Source organism: Streptomyces griseochromogenes (assembly GCF_001542625.1).
In the GTDB taxonomy this organism is placed as follows: Bacteria; Actinomycetota; Actinomycetes; order Streptomycetales; family Streptomycetaceae; genus Streptomyces; species Streptomyces griseochromogenes.
Genome location: NZ_CP016279.1, coordinates 5,164,392 through 5,183,568 on the forward strand (window position 1 = coordinate 5,164,392; position 19,177 = coordinate 5,183,568).

The window sequence follows — 19,177 nt, forward strand, 5'->3', positions numbered from 1 at the left end:
GTCGGCAAACGATGGCGGCCGGCGCGTCCAATGAACCCGTGCCATCCGGGGGTTCGCGGCAGCGGACCGGCTCGGGCGCGTCGGTCCCGAAGAACGAGACCAGGAGAAGGCCCCCTGGCGCCAGGACACGCGCCGGGCAGCTCGACCCGGCCTGGGACCCGATGGACGTCCTGGTCATCGTCAGCCAGATCGCCACCGGCTGGGCCAGCCAGCCCCATCCCGGCCGGCATCGACCGCGACACATTCCTGAGGGTCCGCAGGGCGGCGATCGTCACCGCCGTCGGGCAACTGTTCCCCGCCGCAGCCGCCCACAAGATGGACGAGACCGCCTGACCGTTATCCGCGGCCCTCGCACTCAGACATCATCAACTCGGCGAGGTACCCGGTGTAGGAGAGCCCTCTGGCGCTCAACAGCTCAGGAGCGCGGTGAGTAGGGACGGCCGTGGAGTTCTGAGGCGTAGGAAGCGGTGCTGGCTGAGGCTTCGGAGGCCCAGCGTTCTGCGGAGGTGATGTTCAGGCCGAGGAGACGGGCGAGGACTACCGGGGGTAGTTCGGCGGCGAGTTCGAACAATGCGGTGTTGCGAGCGGGGCGGGCCCGGATGCCGAGTTGGTTCAGACGCACGGAACGGCACGCTCGGTCAGGCGCGGTACTTCATCACTGATCTGCCCGCCCTGCACATGCCTATTCCTTCGACTCGCACGCCGGTGTCACCGTCTACGCCATCAGCCACCATGGCGGCGGCGGGTGCCTTTACCGGGCGATCCTGCCGGACGACTACGACAACAACTGGACCGCCTGGGCGACCAAGTTCGACGGGGTGATTGACACCAATATGGGGTGCGAGCCGGGTTGATCCATCGATGAGTTCCTCTCGTACCAGGGGCTCGTGGCTTCTCGTCGCGGCCCTGTTTCTGGCCGCCGGATGCGCCGCCCCGGCCCGCTCACCTCGCCCCGACCCCGACGACGTGATCAAGGCCGCCACCCAGCAGCTCACCGACGGCTGCCTCAGTCGGCAGGGGCTTGTCCCGCCCCGGCCGGGGCAGAGTCCGACATCCGAGCAGCAACAGAGGGTCAGTGCCGCGCTCTTCGGTTCGGGCCCGGCCCAGCTGTCCGTCAGCCTCCCCACCGGATACGTCGTACGTACCCACACCGACGGCTGTCTTGCCGCCGCACAGCAGCGGCTCTACGGGGATCAGCCGGGCTGGTTCCGGGCGTCCGTGATCGTCAACAACTTCAAGCCCGAGGCCGACCACAACCACCAGAGCCTCGCCGAGGTCCGCGCCCGGCACCCCGCCGAGATCGCCGACTTCGATCGGCTGCGCGCCCACGCGCTGTCCCAAGCCACCGCCCTGCTCAGTAACCGAACGACGACAGGAGAACCGTCCCCATGAAGCGCATCAGCGCCCTCCTCGCCGCCACCCTCATCTCCGCCGGAGCCGTCCTCGCCACCTCCTCCACCGCCCAGGCCTCCGCCCCCTGCCGCAGCGGCTACTTCTGTGTCTGGACCGACGCCGACTTCCAGGGCATGAAAATCGAGCACATCGGCGACGACCACTGGTGGGAGGGCGACATGTTCAAGCACGATTCGTCGTGGGCGAACCACGGGATCTCCGGGCCCGGGGTCAAGGACCACGTCAACGTCTATGAGGGGCGTGAACTGCTCGGGCGGGCCACCATCTGCCTCGCGCCCGGGCAGGAGGTCAGTTACAGCCAGAGCGCCAACGACCAAGGCGGGTCGCACACTTGGACCTCCGGCTGCTAGAAGATCGATTCCAAGGGTTGGCTGCACGCATGAGACGAGGGAGTCCACAGTCAGGTTGTGACGCCAGACATGGACTCCCTCGCGACCGCACTCTACGTCAGGACCGACGACCTGCTGCAGGGTTCGCCGCAGCTCGCTCCATGGCGGCCGGCGTCCGGCATAACGCCGCAGCTCAGCGATGCCGAACTGGTGACGCTGTCGATGATGCAGGCAATGCTCGGCTACACCTCTGAGGCGCGGTGGCTCCGGCACGCCCGGGCCCACCTCAGGCACCTGTTCCGTACCTGCCGAAGCAGCTCGGCTACAACAAGAGGCTGCGCAAGGCGGCCGAGCTCATCCGGCACGTCATGCGCGAGCTGGCTACGGACACCGCGCTGTGGACCGACGACGTGTGGGTGGTGGACTCTACGCCGATCGAGTGCGGCCGCTTTCGGGAGACCGTCAATCGCTCCGACCTGGCCGGATGGGCGCAGTACGGCTGCTGCGCCAGCCACAAGCGCTACGTCTGGGGACTTCGACTGCATCTGCTGTGCAGGCTAGGCGGGCTGCCGATCGCGTTCGCGCTGACCGGGGCGAAGGCTGACGAACGCGAGACTCTCCTCGACATCTTTGCCACCGAACCCACGCTCGTCACCGACCGGCCACCCGGACAAACGCTGATCGGCGACAAGCACTACTTCGGCCGCGCATTGAGGAGTGGTCCGGGATGATGGTGCGCGCTATGGAATCGCTTGAGTGGATGGAGTTGTTCGTCTCATGCTCGCTGGCTTCCGGGCTGATTCGCATGCTCTTCCCGAAGGACGCCAGGGGCACCGTCCTCACCGGCGACCCCTACCCGTCGTCGACTGCGGTGGTCGATGAGGGCGCCGTGACGTACCTCGCCCGGCGTCTGTCGGATCAGAAGACTGCCGAGGGCGGCAAGTTGTGGGAGTTCGGCGTCATCGGTCATGGGCCCGGCAGTGATGAGCTGGCCGCACGGGTCGCGGACGTCATTCGCACCTGGGATCGCGAGTACCGGGGGTGCGAACCCGAGTTCGAGATCCGGCCTCTCGGCGCCCCGGCGGTCGAACATGCCCCCGGGCTCTTCGCGATCGACACCCCAATGAACCGCATCGTCATCGACTGGCGCTGACGGCAGCCCGAGGGTGAGGACGGTGGTGCCTGTCGTGTGGCTGACGGGCACCGCCGGTCGCCCTCGCTCATCCCGATCAGCGTTGCCTCCGGGGGAGGACACATGGACCCGCACGGCCCGATAGCCAGGCGCTTCCCGCTCGTTGCCCGTTTCCGGCCCGTCTGCCTGCCCCTGCCCACCCGTGTACGGACGCTGGCTGAACTGGCCGACAGAGCGTCGAAACAGAGTGAGCCAGGACTGGCCTCCACCGTCTTCAACCAGGCCGCGCTTCTAGCCTCCGATCTTGATCTGCCCGACATGGCCCGATCGATGTGTCATCGGTACGCGGATGCGTACCTCCGGGCCTGTCCGCTGCCAGCCGTGAGCGCCATCCGTGGGCTGGAGCCCTTGGTTAACCTCGCCCGTCTGCAGATTCGTTCCGGCCAAACCGACGAGGGACGTCAGCGGCTCCTGGGCCTGTACGAAGCCGTTGGCGCGGGTCGCGCCGCCGTGTTCGAAGGCATCACGGTGCCGGACGACCTCACCGGAGCTGCCGAGGACCGACGGGAAGTGCACGCCTGGCTCTGGCGCGTGGTGCTCGCCGACGGCACGCGCACCCTCACGACCACGGGCCGTTGGCCGGAGGCCTTGGCTCACATCGAGCAGCATCGAGGGGTGGGCACACGGATGCTCGACGGACGCCAGGTCGCCATAGTGGCCGCCCTCACGGCAGGCGATACGGAACGCGCCGCAGAACTTCTCAACGGCACGGCTGCTGGCGATCCGTGGGAGCAGGCCGTCACCCACTGTCTGACGGTGCTATGTCGCCGCTACGCGAACCAGCCGTTCGACGACTGCTTGGCCGATCTCGTGAACGTTTTCCTGTGCCACGAAGCCAAGCCAGGCTTGACCGTATTCGACACCCGTCTCGGCCTGACTGTGCTGGACGCGGTTGAATCCGCCCAGCACCCTGGCGCTCGCCCAGTCGCCGAAGACCTGGTCTGGCGGGCGACGGAAGCGCAGAACGGCTATGCCGCTCGTGAACTCCTCGCGCACCGCCTGTTCACCACGGTCGTCACAGGGCGCCAGGTTCAGGATTGCTCCGACTTGGTCCGTTCCTGCGGTCTCGGGGGAAGGGTTCTCCCGGAGGCACTGCACCGCACGATCTCAGCCGCGCTGGACTCCAGCGAAGTAGTGATCTCTCGTTCAACCGGCGCCACGCAGCCGGCAGCGCGGCACAGTACAGAGACACTGTCGGGGTGTCGATGCCGGCGTTTCTCGGAACGTCCTCGGTGCTGTCACCGGCTGCCGATAGCGTGAGCGCTGTGATGGTGGGTACCGAAGAAACCCGGCTGGTTGTGCTGCGCGGCAACAGCGCTTCGGGGAAGTCGTCCGTCGCGGCCGGTCTGTGCGAGCGGTTCGGCCGCGGGCTGGCCGTGGTCGGCCAGGACAACCTTCGCCGCATCGTGCTGCGCGAGCGGGACCGGCCCGGCGCGGCGAACATCGGCTTGATCGGCCTGACCGCCCGCTACGCCCTGGACGCCGGGTTCCACGTCGTGGTCGAAGGCATCCTCTGTGCCGACCGCTACGGCGACATGCTCGCGGCTCTGCGCGCCGACCACCGAGGCCCGACCCACGGCTACTACCTGGACGTGCCGTTCGGCGAAACCCTCGCCCGGCACGCCACCAAGCCGATCGCCGACGACGTCAGCGAGACGCAGCTGCGCGAGTGGTACCGGGCGCGCGATCTGCTGCCCGGCGGCATCGAGACCGTCATCGGCGCCGACAGTGCCCTGCACGAGACCGTCGACCGCATCATGCTCGACACCGGCCTGGCCCACCTGCCCGCCGTGGACCGCTGACCGGGCACTGTTGCGACAGATGTTGCGCCTACATGCCGTCACAACGCCCCGGCCCCGCCCCGGCCATGAGACCGGCCACTGGTGCGGCCGCGCCGCGTCCGGCCGCGACCATGGCTGGTCAGCGCATGGCTGAGGCCTCTCTGCGGCGGCCGCGCGTCATGTCGGTCGATGCCCGGAGCCGGTCCAGGGGACTCGCTGGTCGGGGTCGTGGACAGGGCGCCACACGGGAGCGGAGGGGCCGTGGTGGGGCAGGTCGGCCAGTGGTGCCGCGAGGACGGGGACGTCGTACGGAAAGCGGGCCAGCAGCCCGGCTCCCGCGCGCAGGGCGCTGATCCTGTTCTCGGCACCGGCGGGTCCGGTGCCGTCCAGGACGAACAGGAGGCGAGGGAGGAGCGGGTAGCGCCGCCGCCACTCTGATGACGCTCCCTGAAAGCGACCACCCGCTGCTCGGGGATGCCCCCATACCTGCTCGATGGATCTCCCCACCCACAAGCCGGGTGACGGTCTCGCGCTCCGCCCGCGTCAGTGCCTCCAGGACCCGCGGCGCGCCCGGCGTCAAGCGCCTGGGGGTCATCGTGACTCTGCTGTCGGGTGGGGCCAGATGGCCAGTAGAGTGCGGTCGCCGTCGAAGGTCTCCCGGGAGAAGTCCAGTAGGTGCCCGAGCCACAGAGGAGGCGGCGGTGCGGCGAGGTGTTTGGCGAACAGGGCACCGACTTGACCGTGGCCGTTGCCAAGCGGATCCGCGAAGCCGTCGGTGCCAATCAGCAGTACGTGATGAGGAGAGGTCAGGCGGATGCTGGTGTGTTTCACCGGATCGGGCAGATGAGGCAGGAGTGTCATCGCTTCGTTCGGCGCCACCAGGGCATCCGAGGCGGTCTTCGCGCCGAACAGCGGCTGATATTGCCCGCTCGATGAATCCAGCACCCAAGCTCCTGAATCCCCGATACTGCAGACCTCGACCACAGGCCCAGCCGGGTGGGGGCGCACCACTCCGGCCACGAGTGTGGTCGCGTACAACTGCATCACATCGCTTCGCTCGGGCTCTTTGCCGCTGAGGCGCCACTGGGTGAGCTGCCACAGCCGCTCGGCGGCATGGCGGGCTACATCCTGGAAGTCCAACTGCCCCTGGTCTTGAGGCAACAGGTGGAGCATTCTCTCCAGGGAGGCCCGGCATGCCTCGATGGCGCCGAGCGCGGATTCTGCGGCGCGGGAGGAGCCGTCAGCGAGGGCGAAGGCGATGCTGCCCGTGGGCTCATGCACTGCGGCACGGGCGGCGTCCTGGCGCGGCTTGCGGTGGTAGCGGTGGGCGTCGCCGCGTACCGAGGCAGAGCGTAAGACAAGGGCGGGAGTTGACCAGCCGTCGCATTCGGTGTCGGGGAAGTCGAAAGAGTATTGGCCCGGTGGTCGTGCCTCGAACTCGGCGGCGGGGTGACCCACCGTGATTCGCTGCCAGGGCGCGGCAACGGGGGAGACCGGTGCGGCGGGGCCGTCAGCGCTGCTGACGCCGGACTGCTTGTCGCTTGTCAGGGCTGCGGTGGCCGGGACCTGTGCTTCTGAGATGACGGTTCGTGGGCCGGGCGGGGCTGCCTGCTCTTCAACGGCTTGCTTCGTCTCCGACGCGGCTGGCGGCGCGGGTTCGGGCGTCGGCGGAAGGAGTGGCTGGTAGCGGGCCGCAGCGGCGGCGGACACGGTCCGGCTGTCATCGTCCAGCAGGCGCTGGATCTCGTCGAGGGCGCGCTGGCGAACGAGGTTGTTGCCGATCCGGTGGAGATGGGCGAGCCCGTCGAGGGCACCGAGCCGGTCGGTGGGGATTGGGCTGCTGAGCGCGTGGCGTAGGTGCGTCGGCAGGGACCAGTTGATGTTCCGGGCGATGACCATGCGGCCCTCGACGTTGTCCTGTTTCTTGGGGCGCTGCTGTGGTATCTCATCGACGACCCGGTCGTAGACATAGCTGTACAGCTCGTCGAGGGTGATGTCGCCGTCGCCGTCGAGATCGGCGCTGCCGTCCTGCAGGCCCGCCACCAGGTGGCGGGTGAAAACCGACTGCGTGGCCGTGCCGTGCCGCTGGCTGCCCTCGAAGGAGTACTGCGTGGCGTCGGATGCCGTCAGCACGGTCCGTCCCCGGCCCTGGAACCGTTCTAGCGTGTGCACCTCGGTGTCGGCCTTCACGAGGCGCCCTGCGGGGAAGGCTCCGCTGTAGCAGCAGTCGAGGATCAGCACCTTCTGCCGGGACATGCAGTCGGACATGGCCTGGTCGATCTGCTCCGCGGACAGCGCTGTGAACAGCGGACTGCTACGGCGGGTGTTCGTCATCGCCAGGTAGAGCCTGCCGTCGTCGTCCTTCAGGCCGTGGCCGGTGAAGTACAGCAGGGTGAGGTCGTCACGCCGTCGGTCGCGGTAGAGGTCGGCGATGGACTCGCCGACCCGATGGTTCGGCTCGTTGATCAGCGTGGTGACCTCGAAGCCCGCGATGTCGGGGTCCTTCAGGACCGCGGCGAAGGCCTCCGCATCGTGTGCCGGGGCGGTGAGCGCCCTCAGCTCGTCGTCCTCGTACTCGTACGTGGCGATCAGCAGCGCCAGCCGGCGGCCCATGGCTACCCGCCGGTGTGACGACGCACGTAGGCATCGATCAGCTCCTGCCGCTCGGCGGCGGACGCCCGCTCCAGTTCGATGGTGTCGCCATCGATGGTCAGCGAGATGCGATGCCGCGCGGAATGCCGGCTGAGCCAGTCGCGCAATGTCTCGATGAGCGTGGTGAACACTCCACTGGATGCGCTCAGTGCGACGACAACCGCCCCCAGCGTGACGGCATCGGTGCCCTTCGCCCCGTCAGGGGCCGCCTCGGCGTGCGCGGGGCCAACCGACTCGATATCCAGCTCGGCGATCTCAGCACGTAATTGGCGCGTCAGCCGTTCGGCAGGCTCGGGGTCCAGCTCGGGATCGAACGCGATGGACAACAGCAACTGCATCACGCGATCCGAACCGCATCTCCCTGGTCCATGGCTCGTGGAATCCTCCACCTGCATCAGTCCCCCGATTACGAAGCCTCAGTTGCCGTACCTCACAGTGTGACGGCCACGACTGCCGACGACAGCCCTTCTCGCTTATTTGCCGATCAACAGGCCAGCGTGGCCCAACGGACGGGCTCTGGATGCGAGGCGCCCACCGCCGGGATCGCAAACGTCCCGGCGCATGACAAACGCGCCATCGTCGCCGTCGCCCACGGCATGATCGTCTCGATTTACCACATGCTCAGTACCGACACCCCCTACCAGGACCTCGGTCCCGACCTCTTCAGCAACCGCATCAGCCACGAAACCCGCCGCCGACGGCTCCTCACCCAGCTCGACGCCCTCGGCTACGAGGTCACTCTCACTCCACGCACAGAAGCCGCCTCGGGGGCATTTTGAAGAGAGCCAGGTCCAGCGACGGCTTGGCGCAGCCCGCACACTCCACGAGCGGGCAGCCCCGGCTCGTTACCTGCGAGGCGCTCACTTTCACTCCCCACTCGGTTGAGCAACGGAGCGAGTGGGGCGACGAGTAGCCCTGGCCGATTCCAGAGATCCTCATCAACTCCTCAACCACCGGTTCCTGGATGGTTGGCCGGCGTCCCCGGGACCACGGGCACGTAGCGGTGCAGGCGCTCGTACGCGGTTAGCTTGGCGGCGAGGCGTTCGGGGCCCATGGTTGCCCGGTCGACTTCCACGAACGCCCGCAGCATCGAGCTGTTGCCGCCGTCGGCGGGGCCGCGCCGGTGGTACAGGAGGGCGTCGGGGATGACGGCCTCGCCGCTCCCGATCGGGTGATGGGCTTCGGGGATCCAGTCCAGCGGCTGGCACAGCTCGCCGTGGCGGCGGGCGTCCTGGAGGAAGGCAAGCGCGGTCTCGGTCACGGTGAGCGTGTGGCCGGCTTTCAGCCGCACGGCGGTCGGATCGGAGACGGTCCTGGAGGGCCGGTGCCCGCGCATCTCGGGCCATTCGGAGGCGAGGTGGACGCCGTACGGGGTGGGGAACCACACCCGGGTCCGTCCGGCCTGGGGCAGGGTGATGCGGTCGACCAGCCCCTCGTCACGCAGTCTGGCCAGCCGCCGCCGGGTCTGCTCGATGCGCACCTCGGGAGCGATCACCCGGTGCGTCTGCTCGGTGGTTGCCATCCGGTACTGCGTCAGCACGGCCAGCGCCAGCCGGTCCCCGCCGCCCGCGTCTACGCCGATCATCACAGATCCGCTCGCTTCCCGTACGGTGCGGCGCCGTCTTGCCCGGCGCCGCGCGTACCGCTCACCACAGCAGCAGTCGGCCCCGACCAGACAGCCGACCACGAAGGCTCGACCATGGTCACGAAGCGACAACGCCTCCGTGGACCAGGCCGAAATCCCCTCCGGCAACCTGGCTGACAACTGACCGCACCCCCTGCCGCGCTTGCCCGTGAACCCGCAGGTCACCACACTGGTCCGGCCGTGGTCGGGAGGCCGACATCCCCGTTGCGGCCGCTTTCGACCAGTTCCTGGCTGGAGTTGAGGGAGAAGGAGGGGCGGGATGGGCGGCGTGGACGCAGCCGGGGATCGGGGCGGCGCGCTCTGCCAGGTTGCGCGCCGGCGGGGCCGCCGCGCTCGGCCGGTGTGGGGCGCCGGACCTGGGGCCCGGGTTGGGTTGGAGTTGAGCGCCAGGAGAGAGAAATCGGCTCGCTGCTCCACCGCAGGGACCTGGCCGAGGCCGTGACCATCGTGACTGCCATCCGCGACGGCCAGCCGACGAACCTCAGGTCCCTCTCCTACGAGGTGGTACAGGCGCTGGGAGTGCCTGATGAGCTGGCGCAGAGGTTCATGTGATGCCTCCAGCTACTGCGACATGAGCACGCCCTTTCACGGAACGGCCCGGTCACCTCAGCGGTCTGCTATCCCCAACGACAACGTCGCCGCCGACTGAAGTACCAGCCTGGTTGGTCGGACTCGCCGACTCCGGACGAACGGATGAGCGGCAGCCACACGACCAGGGCGAACAGGCAGACCGCGGCCCGCACCACCGGCTCCCGTCCACCGGCCTCGTTGGCGATGATCTCGCATGCCAGCCACAGCGTGAAGACGCCGAGCACCGTCCAGGCGAACGCTCGTGCCCCCATCCACCCGGACAGAGCATGGAGCCTGCCGCCGCCCAGCACGTTCGTCTGGGACGGCGATGGGCAGGCCGGACGTCCGATCCTGCGGGCCCTTGACCGTCTGACCGGCATGAACGCCTTTCATGGACAACGCCGTTGGCCGAAGGGGACGTCAGGGAAGTAGGTTGGACAGATGTCCGCTGTGCCGATGATTCTGCTGTTGTCGGGGAGCCTGCGAGCCGGTTCCACCAATGAGGCAGTGCTGCGTACAGCGCAGGTCGTGGCTCCCTCCGTGAAGGTGTGTGCCGAAATGTACGACGGTCTGGCGGTACTTCCGCACTTCAACCCGGATGACGACACTGACCCGTTGCCAGCACCCGTGGTGGCGCTGCGGGCGGCTATCGACCGGGTGGCCGGCATTCTGATCTGCGCTCCGGAATACGCCGGAACCCTGCCGGGTTCGTTCAAGAACCTGCTGGACTGGACGGTCGGCGGCACCGAGATCTGCGACAAGCCGGTGGCCTGGGTCAATGCGGCGGCACCGGGCCGCGGCCAGGGTGCGGAGGTCACGCTGCGGGCCGTCTTGGAGTACACGGGCGCCGACATCGTGGAGGCGGCCTGCGTGAAGCTTCCGGTGGACCGGGGGATGATGGGCGACGGCGGTCTCATTGACGATGTGGAGTTGCGTCGACAACTTGGCCAGGTGCTGGACCTGTTGGTGACGTCCGGTGGACGGGCCTGTGCATCTGATCCGGTGTGACTACTTATCGGAGGTCAGGTGGCTTCCTGCCCGGCCTCCTGCCGCGATTCGTCGCCTGACCTGCCGACATACTGAAAAAGGGATCATGCCGTCCCGCATGTGCTGAACCTATGGGGTCAGCAGTTGGGAAAGGTACCCGAGTCGGTCTGGCAGGGCACCGAACTCCAGGTGCTGATCCTCGCGGACAATGGCTCACGGACCTCCCGCCCGAGATGGTCACGCAAGGGCTTGTGGCAAAGAGCTGGAGAACGGGTGGATGCCGCCTGTGCTCACCCCCAGCAGCCGCGCCGCCGGCGAACTCACCGACAGCCAACGCCTGTTCCCCGGCGACGGCGCGCTGGACCGGACGTCCTTCGCTGACGCCCTGGCCCGGGCCGGATACGCCGGGCCGGTGAGCGTGGAGCTGTTCAACCCCGAGCTGCGGGCCCTGCCCGCAGGCGAGATCGCCCGCCTGTCCCACCACGCGGCCACCCGCTGCTGGACCCTCCCGGAGGCACCCCGATGACCCCCACCACCGGGCGGCCGTGGCGGCTCGCCGCCGCCGGATGCGGCGCCTCCGCCTTCGGCCTCCACCTACCGCGGCTTGCGGCGTCCGACGAGTTCGACGTGATCGCCGTCGCCGACCGCGACCCCGCACGGGCCCACATCGCCCAGCAGTGCTTCGCCGTGCCCCGTACCGCGAACCGGGACGGCGGCCTGCTGACCGACGCGGACGTGCTGGTGATCCTCACCGGCGTGCACGACTCCTTCATCGAGGAGGCCCTCGACGCCGGCGTCCACGTCGTCACCGAGAAACCCGTCTGCCTGGACGCCGTCCGCACCCGCAAGCTCGCCGCCCGGGCCAAGGACGCGGGACTGCTGCTGGAGGTCGGAGCGATGCGCGCCCGCGACCCGGCGCTGCACGCAGCCCTCGCCCACGTGCCCTAGCCCACCGGGGGCTGGCTGGTGAAGGCCGACGGCGTCGACGAAGCCGCGCGTCGCCGCCTGCTGCCGCCCGGCTTCTCCCCGTACACCTTCGCCCAGGACCCGCCCCAGCCCGTGCCCGAGCACCTGACGCGGATCAGGTGACGGCGCTGCAGATCCTGCTGTGGCAGGGCTACCACCTGCTGACCGCACTCGTGCTCGCCGTCCCCGGCATCACCGCCACCGCATGCCGTCTCGATCCCGCCGGGCAGTCTCTGCGCGCGCACCTTGAGGGGCTTGCGGGGGAGCCGTTCACCCTCATCATCGCGGCCACCCCGGCCGGGGTCTTCCGCGAACAGATCCACCTCGCTGACGCGGCCACGGCCGCCACCATCGCCTTCGCCCGCCCTTGCCACCCAACTCACCACCGCCGACGGCACCACCAACGGTTTCGGTGACCCCTTCGCCGCCGTGTGGGCGTCCATCGACGCCCGCCTGTCCGGGCAGCACCCCGTCGACCTGCCGACCAGCGCCGACCTCGCGCTGCGCGTCGAGGACCTCGCCCTCGCTCTGGCCGGCCTCACCCGCCGCGGCACCCGCACACGGAAGGAAGCCTGATCGTGGCCCACCACGCCTTCCGTCCTGGCTCTGGGCGGCCCGCCCGGAGCCGGCAAGACCTCCCCGCTCGCCCGCTTGGTGTGCGCCCTGGGCGACGACACTGTCTGGTTCACCGAACCCAACGCCTGCCTCGCGACGGGTCTTGCCGCGCCCGTGCACCCCAGCCCGGCCGTACACTCCCTGTGGTTCCTGTGGCACGAGCTCGACAAGGCCCGCGCCATGCGGCGCCTCGCCGCCGACCCGGCCACGAGCCTGCTCATCTTCTGACCGCAACCACCTCGGCGCCCTCGCTTACTGCTACGCCACCTGGGCCGAGGACTCCCTGCCCTACCGCACAGCCCGCGACTTCTACGCCCGCCGCGGCGCTCCCATCCGCCGCCCGGCGGCGAAGGCCACTGCCACCGCGGCCGGGGACGCCGCCCCCTGGGTCACGGCGAGCAGAACGACCGCAGCGCCAAGGCTGTCAGGGCCCCTGCCGGCCACGTCCACGTCGACACGGTCGCCGCCACAGCGCCGAGCAGTACCGCCTCGGCCGCGATCCCGCGTCGCGACAGCCCTGCTGGGTCCGTCGTCATCCCGTGGGGCGCCGCCCGGTCCTGCCGATCGTCCATCACAAGCCTCTCGCACTTCTGTCTTCTGCCATACCAACCGTCCCCGAGGAGGGGACGGCATTTCCCTTACGCTGCGGGATGGCTGCCGCCCGTCACCACCGCCGATCGGCCCGATCCGGCCGGAAGATCGGCCATGATCACGCGCCGCCAGCCACGGCCCCGCCCTGGGATTCGCGCGGTGCAGTGGGGCGTGGCAAGGCGGCCACAGGCAGGCGTGCACCAAGGCTTGGTACCCGGCTGCACTGCACGCTTGCATCCTTCGTGACGAGGTCTCCGGGCGCGCCGCACGAGCACCGCGACTGGTGCGGTGCATTGAGGTGCCGCTTTCTTGTCCGGGGCGGTGACCGCCCTGCTCCGTGTGGTGGACGAAGTCGGGCACAGGGGCCGGCAGATCTTCAACCCCGCTCGACGACGTCGGCGAGACGCTCCACCAGACGCTCGACCAGAGCACTCCGGGTGACCGGCTGCGCGGTCGGCTTGGTGACCTGGGCGGCGCTGGCCGCGCCGCCGGCCAGGGCGAGGGCGCTGAGGGCGAGTGCGGTTGCGGTCATGCGGGGCTTCACGTGATCGTTTCCTTTTCCGTTCCGGGGCACCGCGCCCGCTGCCGGGTGACGCGGTGCGAGTGAGAGGGCTCGCGGGCCTTGGCCGGCGTCTTTGTGCCACAAGGGCTCTGCTCGAACCGTGTCCACCTTCGCCCGGGGGAGGCACGTGGACATCCGCCACCTTGCGGAGATCGCCGCGGATGGTCAGCCGCCAGGGGCAGGGGGCGCCGGCGTGCTGTTGGCGTGGGCAGGTGCAAGATTTGTCAGCACAGCGACACCGCACATTGCCGGAGACGGTCCCGCCGGTGGCGGCCGTCTTGCCGGGGCAGCGCTGGTGGGTCGTGCTGGTTCGGTCGCTCGGAGTGCTTACCCTGGACCGTGCATGGTCGGCCCGTTCACCCTCATCAACCTTAGACAGGCTCCGACGCCACCGTCCGTGGTGATGTCCGGCGGTACCTCTCGTCGACTGCCCGGCTGTGCCGCTCGGCGGGGTGCCCCCGATCCAGCGTGTGGAAGGCGCCCCAGCACACAGCCAGCGCGGCGGCGAAGACAGGCAGCCAGCAGATACGAGCCAGCACCCAGCCCGGGCTGTCCGGTGCGGTGTGCAGCCCATGGAGCGGGCCGAAGGGCACGCCGGTGATGGTCACCGCGAGCATCGCGGTCTGGTGCCACAAGAACACCGTCATCGCCGACAGGTTCACCAGCGCCACCGCCGCCCACAGCACGGGGCGTCGCATCGCCCGACGCAGCGGCTCGCGCACCAGCAGAGCCAACCCGCACTGGGCCGAGCCGAAGGTGACGGCAGCCAGCGTCGGCGGGTTGAGGTTGGATATCGGCGCGCCCGGCACGCCCACCATGCTGGCCGGGTAGCCGCCCCACAGCACGAGTGCGGCGGTGGCCACCGCGCCCCCGATGAACAGGCCGAGCCCGTGGCGGCGCTGATCGAGGGCACCCCGGCCCCAGGCCGCGCCGAGGCAGTACGGGACCAGCCAGCCGACGGCGACGTTGGCCCAGCCGAGCCAGGCCGGGCCTCCGAAGCCGAAACGGACCAGGTCGACGACGGCCACGACGGCGAGCGGCCACAACGGATGGAGCCTGGCCACCAGCGGGGTCACCGCCGTGATCAGGGTGAGGACCAGCAGGAACCACAGCGGCGACAGCACCAGCGTCAGCAGGGTGCGCACGCTCTGCAACGCGACGCCGGAGGCCAGCATGCAGCCGGCCGCCACCGCCCACACCACCAACACCACCACGACCGGCCCGAACAGCCGGGAGAGCCGCTTGCCCAGCCACTGCCCGTACCCGGTGCCTGCCGCGCTCGCCGCTGCCCAGCTCTTCGCGCCGACGTGTCCGCCGACCAAGAAGAAGACCGCGAGGGTCTGCAACAGCCAGGAGACGGGGGTAAGCCAGGGCATGTGCTGCAGCGGGCTCGCGCCCAGCAGCCGCCCGTGCCCCGCGTCCTTGATGGCGGTGACCAGCCAGTGGCCGAAGACGACGCCCGCGATGGCCAGGGCGCGCAGAGCATCCACGGCGCGGTCCCGGCTGGCCGGGGTGGCCGCATCGATGCGGCGCGCGCCTCGGGCAAGCGCCCGCAGATTCAGATCAGCCATGGGAAGCCTCCGAGCCACGGCCGGCAGCGATCAGCGCGAGATTGCGCAGGGCCACGGAACCGGGTTTGAGGTAGTCGCCGTGCCCGCCACCGCCCGCGGCGAATGTGCGGGCACCGAAACCGGCCTCGGCCGGGTCGGCGCCGAAGCCGACCGTCGTCCCCAGCAGACCCAGGCGCACATGAGGCACGTCCGAGATCCAGTCACCGGCGCCGCGCCCGGCCCACACCCGAGCCCGAGTGCCGAGGTCCGCGGCCCGCCCGACCCCGAGCCCTGGGCTGCCGAACACGGCGATGTCGGTGGCGGCCAGCCCGCCGGCCGCACGACCGCACACCACCGAGCCGTAGGAGTGGCACAGCACAGAAACCTTCGCCTCGCGGTTGACGCGCTGCAGGGCGTGCACGAAGCCGCGTAGCGCACGTGCACCGTCCTCGGCCCGTGCGGTGGTCAGCACGTCGGTGCTGGGTATCTGCGGGGCGTCGTAGCCGAGCCAGGCGACCACGGCCACGTGTGCGTTCGGGTCCTGGCGGTGCAACTGGCCGTAGAGCGAGCTGGCGCCGCCGCCAAGAGCCGAGGAGTAGGGCTTGGAACCGTGGGCGTCGTAGGTGTCGATCGTCGTGTCGGAGCCGGGGACCACCACCACAATGCGCTCAGCAGCCGCCAGGCTGCCCAGGACCTCCACGGCCCGGCCGCTGCCCCGGCCGTCGAAGGTCAGGAAGTGCCGTCCGGATACGGCCATCGCCTCCAGCCGGTGAGCCCGGCCGCTGTCGCCGTAGCGCTCGGCCACCCTTGCCGCCTCGGCGATGTAGTCGCGGTTGGCCGCATAGCGGATGTCGAGCGTGTGCGCGGCGACGGCGGGCAGATGTGGCGGGGCGGGTGCCGGGGTACCGGTCCGCGCCGCTGCGGACAGCGGGGCGGCCACTGCGGCAGTGACGAGCATGGCAAGCAGGCCGCGGCGCAGCCGGGCAGCTCCGAACCTCATAGGGGTCCTTTTCTGTAGGCGTATGGTGCGTGCCGGCCGCAGGAGCCCCCGTTGCTACCGGACCTGCGGCCACTTGGGATGCCGGCACCTGATAGGTCGCGGTCGATCTCCTTGAGCCGCCTCCACCGTCCCCCGGGCCACCGCAGGCAGACATCCGCCATCGCGCGGAGAAACCCCGAAACGATCACCTGGATAAGACAGGCGCCCATGGCGGATCGTGCGGGCCATCCGAGGCTGGCTGACGACTTCCGTATCCACTGCCCCTACGGGGGAGACCGCGGCAGCGGCAGGGCTGAGCGCCTCGACGGTCGCCCACCACGTCACGGCGACGCAGCGCCGCGGAATTGTCACCCACGTCCCGCATCGCAGCGGCTCATGCCAGGTACTGCTGCAGCGGGACCGGACCCGGGTCTGCGCGTCATCGCTGGGACCCCCTCGGCCCCTACCCGGGGTGCGCGGGCTCGCCCTCCGTCGGGTGTACGTCCTGTCCCTGTGGCTGAAGGCGTGGTTTCGGCCGGGAGACGGGGAAGATGTGACCCGCAAGGGCGGTAACCGCCGCAAGAAGTCTGCCCATCGGAGGAGGGAGAGCAACGGCCGCGCGTATGCCGACGCCTTCCGCTATCCGGATCGGGCGCAACCAGCGCCACCGGCATCACAGGCCGAGAAGGTGCCGGCGACACTGATCCGGGTCGCGCACCGCGGCGGCCAATGGGCCGTGACCGTCGGTGGCCGGGAGGGCGAACGCCACGTCCTCCACCTCGATGCGTACGGCGATCACGGGAACCTCGATCTCGACCGGCGGCTCGACGCGCTGGGCTGGCAGGCCGCCGAACCCCTCCGCCTCGACGGCCGGCCGCTGCCGGACGAGTTCACCGTGACGGTGAGCCGCAGTCGCCCGTACGCGTGGATCCGCCGCCGCGCCCTGGCCGAATCAGCGCTCGCCGTCGTCGACCGCACCCTGCACTGGTGAGGTCGCCCTGCTGCGCCGTGGCCGGCTCGCTGGGCACGGCTTTGATCGTCTCGGACGGTTCGGTGGGCGGAGATCATCACACCGGCAACGACGAGGGGCTTTGCCACGTCACCCCAACCTGGCCAGCTCATTTCACCCGGCCCTGACAGGGCGGAAGAGGTTCAGTAGGAGTCGGGCTGGAGGTATCCGTTTCCTGTGACTCGCATGCCGTGCGTGCCGTTTCGGCCGTCGTTCACGCATTTGAACCTGGTGGCTGTGTTGTTGAGCAGGTCGGGCCGTCTGCTGACCTGGGTCAGGCATGTGGCGAGCGCCTGCTGGCCGAAGGAGTTCGGGTGAATTGCCTCCCGGATGTCTCCTTGAGGCGCCTTGTTCAGGAAGTCGTAGCCGGGAAGGTAGGGAACCCATCGGATCCACTCCGCATCCTGGGACGGCAGCGGATTCCGCAGAGAGTTGGCAGTGGTGGCCTGGTGGGAGGTCTTGTTGCACAGTTCATGGCCGGCGAACGCATCGCTGAGGTCGAGGAATTTGGCGTTTACTGTGTTTGCGGCTGCCCTGATCTTGCTGCTCATGCCGCCTACGATGGTCTGCCGAGCCCAGTCCGTGTCCTCGTCGTAGAACGGGCAGCCCCCGGCGGTGTATCTCGTAAAGCGTGACTCGTTGTACCGGTAGTCGGCGCTGGGAGGCAGCGAAGCAGGGTTGCTCTGCACCAGCAGGCGGTAGTCGCCGCTTTGGTAGCCGGCCCGTTCCATCGTGCTCTGGATGTCCTTGAGGGCCTGGGTCACCTTTTCTCCGACCGCGTCGAGTCTGCTGCTCATGTTCGACCAGGCTGCTGCGTTCTTGCAGTAGCCGTGGAACGGCCTTTTCATGAACCGCTCGGTGCAGTCGGTGATGATGTCCTTGAACCCGAGGTCGTTGCCGCCGATCGACACCACGATCATCTTGACCTGGTACTTCTTTGCGATGTACGCGAGCTGGTCGGCCTGTGCGTCCTCGTCCTTCTCGGTGTACGAGTGGGTGATCTCGTGCGTCGTGGCTCCGGAACAGGCGAGGTTGAAGCGTCGCCATGGGGGGACCTGGGGATAGTCGGTGCCGGTGATCGGGGCGAGGTCGGAGCGGTCACACTGGTTCCCGCCCGTGGCATAGGAGGTAGGGCCGTAGACCGTGTCGAGGTCGTGGTCGCACGTTGCCTCGCCCCTGGAGCAGTTGGCAGCAGCGCGGTCCGTTCCCCACGCCGAGCCCTGCGCCCCGGTATCGGCGTTGCCCGCCCACCGCCCGGCTTCACCGGAGATGTAACTGTCACCCATCGACACGATGGCCGGGTTCCTGGACGGTACACAGCCCTCCCGGCTGGCCCGCAGGATCTCGTCGATGGGGTCGCAGGGGAAGTCGTGCCCGCCGGAAGCAGGGCTGGCCCAGAAACCGATGGGGAAGTGGTCGGAGGCGTCCAAATATGTCAGACGGAATCCGGCGTACTGATTGTCAGCCAGTCCCCTGGCGACCATGTAGTCGAACTCGTCCTTGGGGCCTTTCACCGGATAGGTGAAGTGTCCCGATCGGACGATCTTCGTGTCCGGGTAATCCGAGGAAATAATTGGTTCCAGCGAGTCGGGTGTGCGGTTGAAGTCGCCCATAACCGCCCAGTGATCCTCCGAAACGGATGAAATCTTGCTGATTAGGTTGGGGGCATCGTTTCGCTGATTGGTGCGGCTTGGTCTGTTCTGTGCATGGAGGGAATAGAACCAGGTCCCGTCAGTGAGCTTGATGCCAAGGGCGGGCTTGGCGGAACTGTCCACCGGACCGCCGGGAACCACCGGCTGAGGGGGGATAACCTGCACTGCTCTCACCGAATCAGTCGGTTGGTTGACGACGATGGCCAGGGAACGGTTCTTGCGTGTGAGCGACCTCACCTTGTAGATGATGCAGGGCTTCCGCTGTGGCTGGCCGGCCACGGGCGGGCGGCAGTTCACCCAGCGGTAGCGATCGACGGTGAAGCCGTGGGCCAGTGGCGTCCGCGCGGCCACGTATGCACCGGCCGCCAGCTCCGCGTCCGGTGGTGCCGCGTCCGGGACTTCCTGCAGGGCGAGCACTTCGACCTGCTTGGCCGCTACGTAAACACCCTGCTGCCAGCGGTCCGGAGCGCCTTGCATATTGAACGTTCCGGCCCGGTGCCGGTCTGTCTGGGCCTGAGCTGTAGGCGGGATAAAGGCTGCCTGAAAGAGGATTGCCGCCATGGTGAGGAGCAGCAAGACGGTCAGGGAATTTCTTCGAGGCTGCACCGACATGCCCAACACTGCCATGCTCCTGTGCCCTCTCCTCGAGCCTGGTGTCTCCGCCGAGGTCGAACCTAATACGAC

Annotated in this window: 23 protein-coding genes and 3 pseudogenes; 15 read left to right on the plus strand and 11 right to left on the minus strand. The window is 68.9% G+C overall.

Features of this window, described 5'->3' with window-relative positions; translation table 11 throughout:
* Positions 1–61 precede the first annotated feature (61 nt).
* Positions 62–133, minus strand: a pseudogene (locus AVL59_RS54635) (SAM-dependent methyltransferase); the annotation flags it as partial.
* Positions 134–415: 282 nt separating this feature from the next.
* Positions 416–622, minus strand: a complete 207-nt coding sequence (locus tag AVL59_RS22035) for a hypothetical protein (RefSeq protein WP_067307111.1) — start codon at positions 620–622, stop codon at positions 416–418.
* Between the two features lie 239 nt (positions 623–861).
* On the opposite strand from AVL59_RS22035, the gene AVL59_RS22040 reads away from it, so the two are divergent.
* From AVL59_RS22040 to AVL59_RS22065, 6 genes and pseudogenes are all read left to right on the plus strand, one after another.
* Positions 862–1,392 (plus strand): hypothetical protein, encoded by a 531-nt coding sequence (locus tag AVL59_RS22040; RefSeq protein WP_067307113.1) that lies wholly within the window; start codon positions 862–864, stop codon positions 1,390–1,392.
* A complete protein-coding gene (locus tag AVL59_RS22045) occupies positions 1,389–1,763 on the plus strand; it encodes a peptidase inhibitor family I36 protein (RefSeq protein WP_067307116.1) in 375 nt (124 codons plus the stop codon). The genes AVL59_RS22040 and AVL59_RS22045 overlap by 4 nt, the downstream gene beginning before the upstream one ends.
* Before the next feature lie 69 nt (positions 1,764–1,832).
* Positions 1,833–2,449 (plus strand): annotated as a pseudogene (locus AVL59_RS22050) (transposase); the annotation flags it as partial.
* Positions 2,437–2,895, plus strand: a pseudogene (locus tag AVL59_RS22055) (class I SAM-dependent methyltransferase); the annotation flags it as partial. The pseudogenes AVL59_RS22050 and AVL59_RS22055, both read left to right, overlap by 13 nt.
* Before the next feature lie 102 nt (positions 2,896–2,997).
* Entirely contained in the window at positions 2,998–4,194 is a 1,197-nt protein-coding gene (locus tag AVL59_RS22060) for a hypothetical protein (RefSeq protein WP_067307122.1), read from the plus strand.
* 8 nt (positions 4,195–4,202) lie between these two features.
* On the plus strand, positions 4,203–4,736 hold the full coding sequence (locus AVL59_RS22065) for an AAA family ATPase (RefSeq protein ID WP_067307124.1): 534 nt from the start codon (positions 4,203–4,205) through the stop codon (positions 4,734–4,736).
* Positions 4,737–4,892: 156 nt separating this feature from the next.
* Here the strand turns inward: AVL59_RS22065 and AVL59_RS50690 are convergent, their stop codons facing one another.
* From AVL59_RS50690 to AVL59_RS22075, 3 genes are all read right to left on the minus strand, one after another.
* Positions 4,893–5,222, minus strand: coding sequence for a hypothetical protein (locus AVL59_RS50690; protein ID WP_237281606.1), 330 nt, complete (start codon positions 5,220–5,222; stop codon positions 4,893–4,895).
* Positions 5,223–5,306: 84 nt separating this feature from the next.
* Positions 5,307–7,328, minus strand: coding sequence for a caspase, EACC1-associated type (locus AVL59_RS22070; RefSeq protein ID WP_067307125.1), 2,022 nt, complete (start codon positions 7,326–7,328; stop codon positions 5,307–5,309).
* Between the two features lie 2 nt (positions 7,329–7,330).
* Complete coding sequence (locus tag AVL59_RS22075; RefSeq protein ID WP_079147416.1) at positions 7,331–7,705, minus strand: effector-associated constant component EACC1; 375 nt, start codon at positions 7,703–7,705, stop codon at positions 7,331–7,333.
* 279 nt (positions 7,706–7,984) lie between these two features.
* On the opposite strand from AVL59_RS22075, the gene AVL59_RS52345 reads away from it, so the two are divergent.
* Positions 7,985–8,146 (plus strand): hypothetical protein, encoded by a 162-nt coding sequence (locus AVL59_RS52345; RefSeq protein WP_159399995.1) that lies wholly within the window; start codon positions 7,985–7,987, stop codon positions 8,144–8,146.
* A 167-nt stretch (positions 8,147–8,313) separates the two neighbouring features.
* Here AVL59_RS52345 and AVL59_RS22085 read toward each other — a convergent pair whose 3' ends face one another.
* Both AVL59_RS22085 and AVL59_RS22095 read right to left on the minus strand, forming a co-directional pair.
* Positions 8,314–8,952 carry a replication-relaxation family protein gene (locus tag AVL59_RS22085; RefSeq protein WP_237281607.1) on the minus strand — a complete coding sequence of 213 codons (639 nt, stop codon included), beginning with the start codon at positions 8,950–8,952 and terminating at the stop codon, positions 8,314–8,316.
* A gap of 677 nt (positions 8,953–9,629) precedes the next feature.
* Complete coding sequence (locus AVL59_RS22095) at positions 9,630–9,854, minus strand: hypothetical protein (protein ID WP_159399996.1); 225 nt, start codon at positions 9,852–9,854, stop codon at positions 9,630–9,632.
* 169 nt (positions 9,855–10,023) lie between these two features.
* Between AVL59_RS22095 and AVL59_RS22100 the strand changes: the two genes are divergently transcribed.
* The 7 genes from AVL59_RS22100 (at position 10,024) to AVL59_RS22120 (ending at position 12,378) form a co-directional block, all read left to right on the plus strand.
* The gene (locus AVL59_RS22100) at positions 10,024–10,590 is read left to right on the plus strand and encodes an NADPH-dependent FMN reductase (protein WP_067307143.1); all 567 of its coding nucleotides are present in this window, start codon (positions 10,024–10,026) and stop codon (positions 10,588–10,590) included.
* 256 nt (positions 10,591–10,846) lie between these two features.
* Positions 10,847–11,095 carry a hypothetical protein gene (locus tag AVL59_RS52350; RefSeq protein WP_159399997.1) on the plus strand — a complete coding sequence of 83 codons (249 nt, stop codon included), beginning with the start codon at positions 10,847–10,849 and terminating at the stop codon, positions 11,093–11,095.
* Positions 11,092–11,517 (plus strand): Gfo/Idh/MocA family protein, encoded by a 426-nt coding sequence (locus AVL59_RS22110; RefSeq protein WP_067307148.1) that lies wholly within the window; start codon positions 11,092–11,094, stop codon positions 11,515–11,517. Before AVL59_RS52350 ends, AVL59_RS22110 begins: the two co-directional genes overlap by 4 nt.
* Before the next feature lie 18 nt (positions 11,518–11,535).
* On the plus strand, positions 11,536–11,658 hold the full coding sequence (locus tag AVL59_RS55655; RefSeq protein WP_257785100.1) for a hypothetical protein: 123 nt from the start codon (positions 11,536–11,538) through the stop codon (positions 11,656–11,658).
* Positions 11,655–11,951: a hypothetical protein gene (locus AVL59_RS22115; protein WP_067307151.1), complete on the plus strand. Its 297-nt coding sequence runs from the start codon at positions 11,655–11,657 to the stop codon at positions 11,949–11,951. Before AVL59_RS55655 ends, AVL59_RS22115 begins: the two co-directional genes overlap by 4 nt.
* Before the next feature lie 13 nt (positions 11,952–11,964).
* Entirely contained in the window at positions 11,965–12,111 is a 147-nt protein-coding gene (locus AVL59_RS52355) for a hypothetical protein (protein WP_159399998.1), read from the plus strand.
* A 75-nt stretch (positions 12,112–12,186) separates the two neighbouring features.
* Positions 12,187–12,378 carry a hypothetical protein gene (locus AVL59_RS22120; RefSeq protein WP_159399999.1) on the plus strand — a complete coding sequence of 64 codons (192 nt, stop codon included), beginning with the start codon at positions 12,187–12,189 and terminating at the stop codon, positions 12,376–12,378.
* 739 nt (positions 12,379–13,117) lie between these two features.
* Here the strand turns inward: AVL59_RS22120 and AVL59_RS52360 are convergent.
* The 3 genes from AVL59_RS52360 to AVL59_RS22135 all read right to left on the minus strand — a co-directional run bounded on the left by AVL59_RS52360 (position 13,118) and on the right by AVL59_RS22135 (position 15,853).
* On the minus strand, positions 13,118–13,273 hold the full coding sequence (locus AVL59_RS52360) for a hypothetical protein (protein ID WP_159400000.1): 156 nt from the start codon (positions 13,271–13,273) through the stop codon (positions 13,118–13,120).
* Between the two features lie 401 nt (positions 13,274–13,674).
* Positions 13,675–14,874 carry an acyltransferase family protein gene (locus tag AVL59_RS22130; RefSeq protein WP_067307160.1) on the minus strand — a complete coding sequence of 400 codons (1,200 nt, stop codon included), beginning with the start codon at positions 14,872–14,874 and terminating at the stop codon, positions 13,675–13,677.
* Complete coding sequence (locus AVL59_RS22135; protein WP_067307163.1) at positions 14,867–15,853, minus strand: alpha/beta hydrolase; 987 nt, start codon at positions 15,851–15,853, stop codon at positions 14,867–14,869. Before AVL59_RS22135 ends, AVL59_RS22130 begins: the two co-directional genes overlap by 8 nt.
* 532 nt (positions 15,854–16,385) lie before the next feature.
* Between AVL59_RS22135 and AVL59_RS22140 the strand changes: the two genes are divergently transcribed.
* Positions 16,386–16,823, plus strand: coding sequence for a hypothetical protein (locus AVL59_RS22140; RefSeq protein ID WP_159400001.1), 438 nt, complete (start codon positions 16,386–16,388; stop codon positions 16,821–16,823).
* Between the two features lie 161 nt (positions 16,824–16,984).
* Here AVL59_RS22140 and AVL59_RS22145 read toward each other — a convergent pair whose 3' ends face one another.
* Positions 16,985–19,120: a GDSL-type esterase/lipase family protein gene (locus AVL59_RS22145; protein WP_079146873.1), complete on the minus strand. Its 2,136-nt coding sequence runs from the start codon at positions 19,118–19,120 to the stop codon at positions 16,985–16,987.
* Positions 19,121–19,177: the final 57 nt, after the last annotated feature.